General features: G+C 68.3%; 10 protein-coding genes and 1 pseudogene. 4 read left to right on the forward strand and 7 right to left on the reverse strand.

What is annotated here, in order from left to right; genetic code table 11:
* From ASG87_RS20760 to ASG87_RS02470, 4 genes and pseudogenes are all read right to left on the reverse strand, one after another.
* On the reverse strand, positions 1 to 318 hold a 318-nt coding region (locus tag ASG87_RS20760; RefSeq protein WP_235499552.1), incomplete at its 3' end, for a hypothetical protein.
* A 97-nt stretch (positions 319 to 415) separates the two neighbouring features.
* A complete protein-coding gene (locus ASG87_RS02460) occupies positions 416 to 1,834 on the reverse strand; it encodes a tyrosine-type recombinase/integrase (RefSeq protein WP_056000321.1) in 1,419 nt (472 codons plus the stop codon).
* A 308-nt stretch (positions 1,835 to 2,142) separates the two neighbouring features.
* Positions 2,143 to 2,403 (reverse strand): annotated as a pseudogene (locus tag ASG87_RS02465) (radical SAM protein); the annotation flags it as partial.
* A gap of 9 nt (positions 2,404 to 2,412) precedes the next feature.
* Positions 2,413 to 4,722, reverse strand: a complete 2,310-nt coding sequence (locus ASG87_RS02470; RefSeq protein WP_157510856.1) for a hypothetical protein — start codon at positions 4,720 to 4,722, stop codon at positions 2,413 to 2,415.
* Positions 4,723 to 5,090: 368 nt separating this feature from the next.
* Between ASG87_RS02470 and ASG87_RS02475 the strand changes: the two genes are divergently transcribed.
* The gene (locus ASG87_RS02475; protein ID WP_056000329.1) at positions 5,091 to 5,318 is read left to right on the forward strand and encodes a hypothetical protein; all 228 of its coding nucleotides are present in this window, start codon (positions 5,091 to 5,093) and stop codon (positions 5,316 to 5,318) included.
* Positions 5,319 to 5,424: 106 nt separating this feature from the next.
* Positions 5,425 to 5,679: a GlsB/YeaQ/YmgE family stress response membrane protein gene (locus ASG87_RS02480; RefSeq protein WP_056000332.1), complete on the forward strand. Its 255-nt coding sequence runs from the start codon at positions 5,425 to 5,427 to the stop codon at positions 5,677 to 5,679.
* A 96-nt stretch (positions 5,680 to 5,775) separates the two neighbouring features.
* Here ASG87_RS02480 and ASG87_RS02485 read toward each other — a convergent pair whose 3' ends face one another.
* Positions 5,776 to 7,431, reverse strand: a complete 1,656-nt coding sequence (locus tag ASG87_RS02485; RefSeq protein ID WP_056000335.1) for an MFS transporter — start codon at positions 7,429 to 7,431, stop codon at positions 5,776 to 5,778.
* 166 nt (positions 7,432 to 7,597) lie between these two features.
* Positions 7,598 to 8,995 carry a hypothetical protein gene (locus ASG87_RS02490; RefSeq protein ID WP_056000339.1) on the reverse strand — a complete coding sequence of 466 codons (1,398 nt, stop codon included), beginning with the start codon at positions 8,993 to 8,995 and terminating at the stop codon, positions 7,598 to 7,600.
* 203 nt (positions 8,996 to 9,198) lie between these two features.
* Between ASG87_RS02490 and acs the strand changes: the two genes are divergently transcribed.
* Complete coding sequence (acs, locus tag ASG87_RS02495; protein ID WP_056000342.1) at positions 9,199 to 11,139, forward strand: acetate--CoA ligase; 1,941 nt, start codon at positions 9,199 to 9,201, stop codon at positions 11,137 to 11,139.
* A gap of 96 nt (positions 11,140 to 11,235) precedes the next feature.
* Positions 11,236 to 11,907 (forward strand): response regulator transcription factor, encoded by a 672-nt coding sequence (locus ASG87_RS02500; protein ID WP_056000344.1) that lies wholly within the window; start codon positions 11,236 to 11,238, stop codon positions 11,905 to 11,907.
* A 287-nt stretch (positions 11,908 to 12,194) separates the two neighbouring features.
* Here ASG87_RS02500 and ASG87_RS02505 read toward each other — a convergent pair whose 3' ends face one another.
* A complete protein-coding gene (locus tag ASG87_RS02505; protein ID WP_056000346.1) occupies positions 12,195 to 12,542 on the reverse strand; it encodes a hypothetical protein in 348 nt (115 codons plus the stop codon).
* Between the last annotated feature and the right edge of the window lie 23 nt (positions 12,543 to 12,565).

Raw genomic sequence — 12,565 nt, forward strand, 5'->3', positions numbered from 1 at the left:
GTAGGACCCGTCCTCACGTGTGCGACCAATCCACTCACGTACAACCTCACTCAGGAGTGTTGTGGTGAGGTCCACGACGGTCAGGCTTCTGTGGCTCCCGGAATGGTTCAAATAAGAAAAGAAGCCATAGATAAGGTTGTGCAGGTGCGCTTCCTTTGTCCGGAGCCGTTGCCCCGCGCAGGCAGCAACTGACGCCTCCGCAAACGTTAGCGCGAGCTCCGGAGCAACCAACCACGAACTGCAGTCGACTATGACGCTGCTGCTCGTGCGCCGATCAACCAGTTGGACGAGCAGCGATACCTTCGCCGTGTCGTACATGACAACGTCACTTACCGGTGCCGATGTTCCGATGTCACGTGGTAGTTGCGCGCCGGTCGCGTCCTGTTTGACATGCCGTGATTTCGCCGACCCGCTCCTAGCCATCGAGGTCGCCTTCGAACATGTCAGTCATCAGCCTTCTCGCGTCCAGATAGACGTCGTAGAGTCTTGACTCGGCCAGAAGCGCGTACTTCAGGTAGGTGTCAGCAGTGGTCGAATAGTGAGCGTGACCAAGCTGGGCCTGAATATATTTGATGGGGTCGGTGTCGCGGGCACGCTTGCGCTCGAGATAGGTGTACACCGCGTACGAGTGACGAAGCACATGGAATCCATACAGTGGCGCTTCGCCAGATCCTGCCTGCGCTCCGATGGCACATGTCGCATTTCGCCGCAGCTGAGCTTCGCGAAATATGCGATTAAGTGTCTTCGGCGTCACCTGAGCGCCTCGTCCGGTGCGCGCATCCGCGCGGTTCAGGAACACGCGGTTCGGCGCGACGTAGGCGGCATCTTGCTTGAGGGCTTTTGCGGCGACCTCCGCTCGTTCGGTCGCCGCGTAATACTGCAGGGACAGGATCAACCATGTGGGCACGTTGACCGTGCGCCACTTGTTGCCCTTACCGTGCACTAGGATTTTCTGCAGGGTAAAGGGGTGCGTGTCCTCCGCAACCCTGATTGCATTGAGCCTGTCCAGCTCGAGATCGCACACTTCCTCGCGACGCAGACCCACATAGAACCCGCACTGAGCCATGAGCCGATCGCGATGCAACGCTCCTTCAATCGGCGCCTCTGGCACCCCGAGGCACTTCAAGGGCACCGGGGGACCAAGTGCGTCGAGGATCCCCTTCACCTCCGCCGACGCGAGCACGGTGACTCTTTCCGAAGGATCCGGTGCCGAGGGCACATCGACAGCAGGGGCAAACCTTTCCGTCTTTCTTGTCGACGGGAGATGCGCCAAGAATCTCCTGTCCATCGACCGCCTGGCTTTGACCTCCTCGATCAGGAACCGATGGCGAAGCAACCCTCTGTCTTGCGCCCACGAACAAAACATCTTCACGGTGGACAGACGCCGGATGATCGTGTTGCTGCTGTAGGGCTGACCAGTGACCGGAGACGGCGTGGACTCCATGGTCGACACGTAGGTGTTCAACGCGCGGTCGTCGACCGCGTCGAGGGCGAGACCGTTCCCGTCCAGAAAGTCGTAAAAATCCTTCAGGTCGTCGGCAAGTGCCTTCCGGGTGTGAGGGCTTTTTTTGAGGTTGTTTGGTTTGTTCAGCAAGAGCCGCCGTACCAACTTCCCTTCGAGGAAGAGAAGGACGGGTTCCACGACCTGACCGGTCGACCGCGACACAAGGATGTGCAGGCCATTCGGGACAGGCTTGACGTTCAGACCGCGGAGTTGGTCTTGATCTGCAGCTTCCAGATAGGTGCACCGCACGTAAACGTTTAGCTCGCGAAAAGCCACCACCTGCCCGGAAGATTCGGGCTCTTGCCCGGGGGTAACACCATACTCGTCCATGACCTTGCCCCGCCGTGAGTGCATGGGGCAAAGCCTACGCGCGAGCACAGTGGGTGCGACGATCGAAACTACCCTCTTATTGCGCTAGTTTCTCCCGGTCTCTGTCCAATACTTACTGGAGAGCGGGAAGCGTCCAAGCCGGCCGCAGGCACCCAGCCTGTCGACATCGGCAGGGTGCCGCTTCCGGGGCGGGGTGTTCACAGAATCGACTGACCAGTGAGGAAGGTGTTCACTCTCTGATTCCGCCAAAGTACCGTTTTTAAGGCCTTCCGTGCTGGAATTGGGCTGAACACTTACCAGTACGTCATACCATGCTCGCAGCCGCGGTACGGGTTGATCGCCTGGCTGAAGGCGATGTCGGGCGAATCGTTGCGGCTGATCACGCTGCGCGCGCGCTCGTCGGCGACCTCGGTGCGCGGGCGCGGCGCGTCCTCGTCCAGCAGCGCGCTCTGCCAGCCGTCGTCCTCCGCGTGGTGGCGGACCGACTCGAAGCGCCCTTCCGGGTTGGAAGCGGCGCCGCGCCCCTTGAGCGCGTGGGGCGAGAACGGATCGAGGGGACGTGCTGGCATGACGCCAGCCTAGCGGGCGGAGGTCTCAGCCGACGCGACACCGGCGGCCGGCGGCGCGAGCTGGCGGTACAGCGCCTGCGCCATCGCGTCGAGCGGGTAATTGCGGCCGAGCTGGCGCCGCATCTCGTCGAACACCGGCGCGGAGATCGCCCAGCCCAGCGGGATCGGGTAGTCGCCGGCGCACAGGCGGAAGTGCCACAGCAGGTCGCCGCGGACGAGATCGCCCGCATCCGGATGCAGGGCGCCGAGCAGCTGCGCGCGGGCATAGCTTCCGCGCGCGCTGCGGGTGTCCAGCAACGCTTCCAGCGGTGCCGTCGCTTCGCCGCTGGGCGCGTTGCGCGACGGCGTCGCCGGCTGCGGGCAGGCGGTTGAGTAGAACGGCATGAAATGCGCGGGATCATGGTTGTCGATGAAATCCCCCAGCTGCGGATCGTTGCTGACGTGCAGCACGATGAAGCGCAGGTGCCGGCCGCGCGCCGCGGCGATCGCACGTAGCTGCCGCATCACTTCGAGCAAGGTGGTGGTGCCGGAGTTCTCGAAGTAGCCGCCGTCGACCAGTTGCAGCGTGGCGGGCAGCGGCCGCGCGTTGCCGGCGGTCTCCAGCGTGCCGGCCGGGCTGACGTAGGTGAAGCGCGCGCTGTTGAGCACCGCCTCGCTCAGCGGCACGCGCGGGTCGAGCCAGGCAGAGCCGTCGAAGGCGGCGGTCCACGGCTGCTCCCGCGGCGAGGCGATCGGGCGGAACGGATGCTCGATGAAGCGCTTGCCCTCGACCACCGTGGTGCTGTTGAGGAACAGCGCCGGCACATCGGTATCGAGGCTGCCGTCGGCGCGCCGGTAGAGCGCGCTGAACGGCTGCGCGAAGGCTTCCACGCCCTGCCTGCGCGCCGCGTCTTCCCAGGCCAGGGTCAAGGCGCGCGAGCGGTCGTCGAGCCAGGCGCCCGGCAGCCAGCGCTGGGTGAAGTCGACGAAGAACATGTTGGCCAGCGTCGGCGCGAGGAAATCGTGGCTGAGCATGGCCTGGGCGCGCGTTTCCAGCGCCTCCGCACCGGCGCTGGGCGACGGCTGCCGCAGCAGCGCGACGTAGCTGGCCAGGCCGAGGCTGCCGCCGGAGACGCCGCTGCCGGCGAACAGGTAGCGCGCCAGCAGCGGTTCGCCGGACGGCCCCGCCGGCCGCTGGCGCTCCACCTGGGCGGTGAGCCGGGCCAGCACCAGGGCCGTCCACGCCGCGCCGCGGATGCCGCCGCCCTCGGCCGAGGCCAGCACCACCGGGCACGGGTCGCGGCCGGTGCAGCGCTGCTCCAGCCAGGCGTCCGCATAGTCCGCGAACGCCGGCCGCGTGTCCGGCGGCGGCGCGGCCGGGTCCTGGTGCGTGCTCATCGCCGCGTACTGGCGCACGCGGTGGTTGTCGTTCAGATGCAGGGCATGCAGCAGGCCGCTGAGCAGCAGCAGCACGCTCAGCAGCGGCCAGCCGCGCCGGTCTGCGAGCATGCACAGGAAACCGCCGGACAGCGACATGAAGCCGGCCGCCAGCAGCAGGATCGCCAGCGGGCCGCTGCCGTCGAGCAGGGTCGGCCGCCACGCCACCAGCACGGTCGCCGCCACGTTCAGCGCGATCGCGCCGGCGAAGATGCGCAGCGGAACGCGTCCCAGCGCACGCACCCGCCGCAGGCGCGGCTCATCGGCCGGACGCGCAGCCAGCGACGGCGGCGCGCCACGACGGCGGCGCCAGCGGTTCACCATGCGCCGCCGGCCGACGAAGAAGGCGACCAGCGCGCCCGTCTCCAGCAGCAGGCCGAGCGTGCGGCCGTTGCGGCGCAGGCAGTCGTCGGCCGCGTGGCAGGCGCCGTGCGGCACCGACCACAGCGCGAGCAGGTAGCCCAGCAGCACCAGCGCCGGCACCGCCGCCCCGAGCACCCGCGGCAGCCAGGCGCGCAGGCCGGCGGCACGGGGGTCCTGCAGCGCCGGCCAGCGCGGGTAGGCCAGCCGGTAGGCGCTGCGCGCCGCGTACCACATCGACAGGCCGGCCAGGGCGCTGCCCGCCAGCAGCCAGGCATAGCGGGCGGTGCTGGGATCGGTCCACACCGCGATCAGGAACAGTTCCGCGGCCTGCTCCACGCCCACCGCGACGAACCCGGCCACCGCCAGGATCAGCAGCGGCACCCGGATCGGCCTGAGATGGTCGAGCACGATCGCCACCCAACTGCTGAAACGCAGCCCGGCCCGGTAGGCGCGGCGCCAGAGCGGCGCGCGGGGCTGCGGCGGGGGCGCGGCTTGCGGCATCTCGACCCTTGCGGCAATGGCGGTGTCCGATGCGCTCATCTTAGAGCCTGTTCAAAGGCTTCCAGGTATCCCTCTATGAAGCGTCATCCCAGAAACGTCATCCCAGCGAAGGCTGGGATCCAGCGTCGTTGGGTTTCCAGAGAAACAGTCGCTGGATTCCTGCTTGACCGGCCCTGCGGCCGTTGAAAGCCGCAGGAATGACGATGAAGCGGATGAACCGGCGGATGGATCGCGAACAAGCTCTTAGAGCGTGCTCCCGCTCGCTCCACGGCGCATTGCCCTGGCCCGATTGCCAGACTGCGGTGCCGCTCACGGAGTGGCGCCGGCCCGTCACCGGCCGCACGGAAGCTGGCTATGATGCGCGCGTCCGCCGGCCACCCGCCGCGGCATCGCCCACGAGGTCCGACATGCGCTGGTTCCTGCTCGCCGCCACCGTGCTGTCCCTGCTGCTGTGCTTCACCCGCCACAGCGGCGGCGCAATGGCGATCTGGCTGCTGCTGGGCCTGGCCGGCCTGTTCGCCACCGCGCTGGCCTTCGCGCAGGCGCGCATCGCCGCGCGGTCGCGCGAGGAAAGCCTGTCCGACTTCGACCTCGAACGGCTGCGCGCCGGCAAGCCGCCGCTGCGCGACCTCTGAGCCCGGCGGCCGGAAATCACGCACGCTGCACATCGCAATCCGGAAGCTGCCCCGGTACGGCCGCCTGGCGCGGCGTACGTTCCCGCAATGGACAGGAGTTGGGGCGATGACTGCTTCGGGCTTGATCGTTTTCCTTCTGGTGGGCGCGATTGCCGGCTGGCTGGCCGGGCTGATCGTGCGCGGTTTCGGCTTCGGCCTGCTCGGCAACATCGTGGTCGGCATCGTCGGCGCGTTCCTCGCCGGCTGGCTGCTGCCGATGGCGGGCATCGTCATCGGCGGCGGCATCGTCGCCGCGATCATCAATGCGCTGATCGGCGCGATCATCCTGCTGGTGATCATCGGCCTGATCCGAAGAGCATGATCCGGGCCTGACCGGAACCGCAGACGCAAGCGCACCGGCATCGCTGCCGGTGCGCTTTGCTTTGCCCCGGGCGGAACCCGCCCGGGCGGCCGGCCGTCAGGCGGTGATGTCGACGTCCTTGGTCTCGCGCACGAAGAACAGGCCGATCACGAAGGTCATCGCCGCGATCACCACCGGATACCACAGGCCCGAGTAGATGTTGCCGGTGGCCGCCACGATGCCGAACGACACCGAGGGCAGGAAGCCGCCGAACCAGCCGTTGCCGATGTGGTACGGCAGGCTCATCGAGGTGTAGCGGATGCGGGTGGGGAACATCTCCACCAGCCAGGCGGCGATCGGGCCGTAGACCATCGTCACGTAGATCACCAGGAGGGTCAGCAGCAGGAGCAGCATCGGCGTGTTGATCTTGGCCGGGTCGGCCTTCGCCGGGTAGCCCGCCTCGTTCAGTGCCGCCCCCAGCGTCTCGCCGAACACCTTGCCCTGCGCGGCGAAGTCGGCCTTGGACAGCGCGCCGCCCTCGAACGAGGCGATGTCCCTGCCGCCCACCGACACCACCGCCAGCGCGCCCGGGCCGGCGGCGACGTTGCCGTAGGGCACGCCGCGCTTGGCCAGGTAGCTCTTGGCGACGTCGCAGGAGCTGGTGAAGGTCTTCTTGCCGATCAGGTCGACCTGGAAGGTGCACGCGGCCGGGTCGGCCTGCACGCGCACCGGCGCTGCCGCGCTGGCCGCCTCGATCGCTGGGTTGCCGTAGTGGGTGATGCCCTTGAAGATCGGGAAGTAGGTCAGCACCGCGAGCAGGCAGCCGGCCAGCACCACCGGCTTGCGCCCGATCTTGTCCGACAGCCAGCCGAACACCACGAAGAACGGCGTGCCGATCAGCAGCGCGCCGGCGATCAGCAACTGCGCGGTGGTGGCGTCGATCTTCAGCGTGGTGCCGAGGAAGTACATCGCGTAGAACTGGCCGCAGTACCACACCACCGCCTGGCCCGCGGTGGCGCCGAGCAGGGCCAGGATCACCAGCTTGAGGTTGCTCCAGCGCGCGAACGACTCGGTCAGCGGCGCCTTCGACGCCTTGCCCTCGGCCTTCATCTGCTGGAACACCGGCGACTCGGCCAGTTGCATGCGGATGTACACCGACACCGCCAGCAGCAGCGAGGACAGCAGGAACGGCACGCGCCAGCCCCAGCTGTCGAACGCGTCGCCGAGCAGCCACTTGCAGCCGAGGATCACCAGCAGCGACAGGAACAGGCCGAAGGTCGCGGTGATCTGGATGAAGCTGGTGTACAGCCCGCGCCTGCCCGGCGGCGCGTGCTCGGCCACGTAGGTCGCCGCGCCGCCGTACTCGCCGCCGAGCGCGAGGCCCTGCAGCATGCGCAGCACGATCAGGATCACCGGCGCGGCGACGCCGATCGCGCCGTAGCCGGGCAGCACGCCGACCAGGAAGGTCGACAGGCCCATGATGATGATGGTGACCAGGAAAGTGTACTTGCGCCCGACCAGGTCGCCGACGCGGCCGAACACGATCGCGCCGAACGGCCGCACCGCGAAGCCGGCGGCGAACGCGAGCAGGGCGAACACCAGTTGGCTGGCCTCGTTCAGGCCGGAGAAGAACTGCTTGCCGATGATCACGGCGAGCGAGCCGTACAGGTAGAAGTCGTACCACTCGAACACGGTGCCCAGGCTCGATGCGAGCACGACCCGCTTGTGGCTGGTATCGAGCGCGGTGGACGCGCCGATCGCGGTGGTTGCCATGGTGATCTCTCCCCGAAGTGGTGGACCGGCCCGCCTGCCCTCGAAGCGGGCCCGGACCGGATGCGGCGGCGCCTTTCGCGCCATCGCACCCGCGCCCCGGCCCCGTGCCGGCGGCGCGCGAACTGCACGGCAGGCGGCGGGCCCTCGCCGGGCGCGCCGCCATGCGTCAGAACTTGTACAGGCCGCTCAGGCTGACCTGGTTGCCGCTGGTGGTGCGGCGGTTCTCGCCGTTGGTGGTGGAGTCGAGCTTGTCGTACATCCACTCCACGCCCAGCTCGTAGGCGCCGGCCGCGTACTGCAGGCTGAGCGCGGCCTGGCGGTTCTTCAGCAGGCCGCTGGAGCCGTTGCCGAGCCAGCGCACCACGTCGCCTTCCTTCGGCTTGCTCATGGCGTAGAACGCGTTGAGGCTCCAGTTCGGCGTGAAGCTGTAGCCGGCCTGCACGAAGCCGCCGGTTTCCTTGATGTCGCCGAACTGCGACAACCCGCCGAAGATCTGGCCCAGGCCGTTGCCGCTGTAGACCAGGCCCTTGAACATCCACGGGCCGGGCTTCCACTGGCCGCCCAGCTCGTAGCCCACGCTCTTGATGCTGTCCTTGATCGGCACCGGCGCGGTGCCGTCCACGCCGCGCAGGTCGATCTCGCTGTAGTGGCCGACCAGGTAGGCCACCCAGGTCTTGTCCTGCACGCGCAGGCGCGCCTCCACCTGCGGGCGGAAGCCGGCGTTGCCGGCGGTCTTGTAGTTGGTGTTGTTGACCGCGCCGTCGGGCCCGCTCCAGGAGCCGTCGAACGCGCCCAGGTCCAGCCGCCACTTGGCGCCGTCGCTGCCGTGGTTGAGGTCCTGCATCCACACCACGCCGGGGAAGCGCCAGCCGACGAAGCCGGCGGCGAAGCCCAGCGGGAAGGCGATGTGGGTCAGCGAGGTCGGCGTGTTGTCGACCGGGAACATCAGGTCCCACTGCTGGCCGATGCGCACCGTGCTGCCGGTGTTGGGGTTGGTCAGGTCCATGTAGGCCTGGCGCAGGCGCGGCGTCGGCTGCTGCCGGCTGTAGGCGCCGGTGCCGTTGAAGCCGCCGAAGAAGTCCATCTCGATGCGGCCGCCGCCGCCCCAGTCGCCGGCGAGCTTGGCGCCGCTGAAATCCAGCCAGAAGCGCGTGTTGCGCACGTCGAAGCCGCTGAGCGAGCCCTTCGAGCCGGGCACCGGATATTCGGCGTTCTGGCCGTTGCCGTAGGTGAAGCTCTTGTCCTGGCCGAACGCGCTGGCGCTGACGAAGCCGTGCAGGGCCACCGACACGCCCGGCGCGCTGGTGAACACCGGCTTGGCCGACGGCGCGGCCGCGACGGTCTGGGACGGCGCCTGCGGCGGCGCCGGCTGCTGCGCGGCGGCGGTCTTCTGCGCCTGGATCATGCCCTTCAGTTCGGCCAGTTGCTGTTCGAGCTGGGCGACCCGCTGTTCGAGCTGCTGCTCGCGGCTGTCCTGCGCATGGCCGGCCAGCGGCAACGCCAGCGCGCAGGCCACGCTCAGGGCCAGCAGCCGGCTGCGGCAGGTTGGTGATGGCGACGTCATGGCTTGCCTCTCCCCAGGTGAAGTCCAGGCGAGCATGGTCATGCTGCGGCGCGGGCGACTATTCGCCATTGGTCGAAACTCGACCAAAGTCGAAGCGGCGGGCGCCACGCAGGGCGCTGCGCGGGGCTACACTCGATGCGTGCCGGCGTTCCCGGCAACTTCCCCTTCTCCGCGTTGCCGCGCCCTATCTGCAGGAGGCATCCATGTCCAAGCTCTACCCCGTCAAGCCCGAGTTCGCCGCCAGCGCGCGCATCCGCGAGGACGACTACGCCCGGCTGTACGCCGAGTCGGTGGCCGATCCGGAAGGCTTCTGGGGCCGCGTCGGCCAGCGGCTGGACTGGACCCGGCCGCCGACGCGGATCAAGGACGTCTCGTTCGACCGCAACGACCTGCACATCCGCTGGTACGAAGACGGCGAGCTGAACGTCAGCGCCAACTGCCTCGACCGCCACCTGGCCAGGCGCGGCGACAAGCCGGCCATCGTGTTCGAGGGCGACGACCCGAAGGACTCGCGCACGATCACCTACCGCGAGCTGCACGCGGAAGTGTGCAAGTTCGCCAACACGCTGAAGAACCTCGGCGTGGCCAAGGGCGACCGCGTGGCGATCTACCTGCCGATGATCCCCGAGGCGGCGGTGGCGATGCTGGCCTGCGCCCGTCTCGGCGCCACCCATTCGGTGGTGTTCGGCGGCTTCTCGCCCGACTCGCTGGCCGGGCGCATCGCCGACTCGCAGGCCAAGGTGGTGGTCACCGCCGACGAGGGCCTGCGCGCCGGCAAGCGCATCCCGCTCAAGGTCAACGTGGACGCGGCGCTGGAGCGCCCCGGCACCAACAGCGTGGAAACCGTGATCGTGGTGCGCCACACCGGCGGCGCGGTGAACATGCAGTCGCCGCGCGACCGCTACTGGCACACCCTGATGGAAGGCCAGTCCGCCGACTGCCCGCCCACCCCGGTCGAGGCCGAGCACCCGCTGTTCGTGCTGTACACCTCCGGCTCCACCGGCAAGCCGAAGGGCGTGCAGCACAGCACCGGCGGCTACCTGGTGTACACCAGCTACACCCACGAGCTGGTGTTCGACCTGCGCGAGGACGACGTCTACTGGTGCACCGCCGACGTCGGCTGGGTCACCGGCCACAGCTACGTGGTGTACGGCCCGCTGTGCAACGGCGCCACCACGGTGATGTTCGAGGGCGTGCCGAACCATCCCGACCACAGCCGCTTCTGGCAGGTGGTCGACAAGCACAAGGTCACCCTGTTCTACACCGCGCCCACCGCGATCCGCGCGCTGATGCGCGAGGGCGAGGGCCCGGTGAAGAAGACCTCGCGCGCGTCGCTGCGCCTGCTCGGCTCGGTCGGCGAGCCGATCAACCCGGAGGCGTGGGAGTGGTACTACCACGTGGTCGGCGAAGGGCGCTGCCCGATCGTGGACACCTGGTGGCAGACCGAGACCGGCGGCATCCTGATTTCCCCGCTGCCGGGCGCCATCGACACCAAGCCCGGCTCGGCCACCCTGCCGTTCTTCGGCATCAAGCCGGCGATCGTGGACGCCGACGGTCGCGTGCTCGAAGGCGTGGCCGAGGGCAACCTGCTGATCACCGACTCCTGGCCCGGCCAGGTGCGCACCATCTACGGCGACCACCAGCGCTTCATCGACACCTATTTCAGCGCCTACCCCGGCAACTACTTCAGCGGCGATGGCGCACGCCGCGACGAGGACGGCTACTACTGGATCACCGGCCGCGTCGACGACGTCATCAACGTCTCCGGCCATCGCCTGGGTACCGCCGAGGTGGAGAGCGCGCTGGTGGCGCATCCCAAGGTCGCCGAGGCCGCCGTGGTCGGCTGCCCGCACGAGATCAAGGGCCAGGGCATCTACGCCTTCGTCACCCTGATCGCCGGCGAGAGCGGCAGCGACGAGCTGCGCAAGGAACTGATCGCCTGGGTGCGCAAGGAGATCGGCCCGATCGCCACGCCGGACCACCTGCAGTGGGCGCCCGGCCTGCCCAAGACCCGCTCCGGCAAGATCATGCGCCGCATCCTGCGCAAGATCGGCGAGAACCAGCCCGACCAGCTCGGCGACATCACCACCCTGGCCGACCCGGGCGTGGTGAAGAACCTGGTCGACGAGCGCTTGATCAAGTAGCGAGAAGCAAGAGTCGAGGAGTGAGAAAAGGAGAGAAGCCGCGCCACGCAGAGGCTCTCTCTCACTCCTCACTTCTCTCCCCTCGCTCCTGACCCTATGCCCGACGTCCTCATCGCCGACGACCACCCACTCTTCCGCGACGCCCTGCAGCGCGCCGTGCTGGCTGCCCTGCCGCAGGCGCGGGTGCACGCCGCCGACAGCGTGCACAGCCTGCTGGCGCTGGTCGAGCAGTTCCCGGAGGCGGACCTGCTGCTGCTCGACCTGCACATGCCGGGCGCGCGCGGGTATTCCGCGCTTGCGCACATCCGCGGCCAGTACCCGGGCCTGCCGACCATCGTGGTGTCCGGCCACGAAGAAGCGCAGGTGGCCCGCCGCGCGCTGGCCCACGGCGCCTCGGCCTACATTCCCAAGTCCACCGCGGGCGAGGACATCGTGCAGGCGATCCGCGCGGTGCTCGACGGCGACGTGTGGCTGCCGCACGAACTGCTCGGCGGCGAAGTGGCGCTGAAGACCGACGAGGCCGACGTCGCCGCGCGCGTCGCCTCGCTCACCCCGCAGCAGTTCCGCGTGCTGACGATGATCGCCGAGGGCCTGCTCAACAAGCAGATCGCCTACGACCTGGGCGTGTCCGAGGCGACGGTGAAGGCGCACATGACCGCGATCATGCGCAAGCTCGGCGTCAACAACCGCACCCAGGTCGCGCTGGCGGCCAGCCAGCTCGCGGTCGACCAGGGCGTGATGCAGTCGATGCCGCAGGACGAGGACTGAGCCGCCCGGCTCGCGGCTCGGAGCCTGCTCACGATCCTTTCATCAGCGCCACTCTATCTCGTCGTCGTTCCTGCGGCTTTCAACGGCCGCAGGGCCGGTCAAGCAGGACAAAAGCGAGCCTTGCGAGCGTTGAACAGCCAAAGGCTGGCCCCGCAGGGGCAAACGCAGCGAGTCATCCGGTGACTTTGATTGCCCCAAAGACGCTGGATCCCAGCTTGACCGGCCCTTCGGCCGTTGAAAGCCGCTGGGATGACGTTCATGTGGATACCCGCAAATCGTGGACGGGTCTAGGACCCGACCTTCTTGAACGAAAGGATGTTGTCCGAGCGCACCAGGTGGCCGGTGGCCTCGTTCAAGGTGTAGCTGCTCGGCACCTCGTCGTCCTGCACTTCGAGGAAGCCCTTCTCGACCACCGCCGGATGGGTCGATGCCCGCCCCGGCGTGCCGTCGTCGTCGGTCGGGTCGATCTCGCTCACCAGCAGCTTGCCGCCCTGGCGGACCACCTCGAGCCGGTAGCCGCTGCCGTCGGTGGCGATCCAGTGGCCGACGAAGGCGTCCGCCGCGTCCGCGGCGAAGCCGGACAGCAGCGGCAGGACGAGCAGCAGGGCGAGGAGACGTGCCGGGCCACGTTTCATGGGCGATCCCGTGTGGTTGGTTG

It is taken from the genome of Frateuria sp. Soil773, from assembly GCF_001428405.1.
Taxonomy (GTDB): Bacteria; Pseudomonadota; Gammaproteobacteria; order Xanthomonadales; family Rhodanobacteraceae; genus LMSL01.

Bases quoted from the DNA above. Each gene is read 5' to 3' on its own strand.
- ASG87_RS02480 (WP_056000332.1), top strand. From the start codon at position 5,425: ATGACTGCTTCGGGCTTGATCGTTTTCCTTCTGGTGGGCGCGATTGCC.
- ASG87_RS02475 (WP_056000329.1), top strand. From the start codon at position 5,091: ATGCGCTGGTTCCTGCTCGCCGCCACCGTGCTGTCCCTGCTGCTGTGC.
- ASG87_RS02470 (WP_157510856.1), bottom strand. From the start codon at position 4,722: ATGAGCGCATCGGACACCGCCATTGCCGCAAGGGTCGAGATGCCGCAA.
- ASG87_RS02485 (WP_056000335.1), bottom strand. From the start codon at position 7,431: ATGGCAACCACCGCGATCGGCGCGTCCACCGCGCTCGATACCAGCCAC.
- ASG87_RS02460 (WP_056000321.1), bottom strand. From the start codon at position 1,834: ATGGACGAGTATGGTGTTACCCCCGGGCAAGAGCCCGAATCTTCCGGG.
- acs (WP_056000342.1), top strand. From the start codon at position 9,199: ATGTCCAAGCTCTACCCCGTCAAGCCCGAGTTCGCCGCCAGCGCGCGC.
- ASG87_RS02500 (WP_056000344.1), top strand. From the start codon at position 11,236: ATGCCCGACGTCCTCATCGCCGACGACCACCCACTCTTCCGCGACGCC.
- ASG87_RS02490 (WP_056000339.1), bottom strand. From the start codon at position 8,995: ATGACGTCGCCATCACCAACCTGCCGCAGCCGGCTGCTGGCCCTGAGC.
- ASG87_RS02505 (WP_056000346.1), bottom strand. From the start codon at position 12,542: ATGAAACGTGGCCCGGCACGTCTCCTCGCCCTGCTGCTCGTCCTGCCG.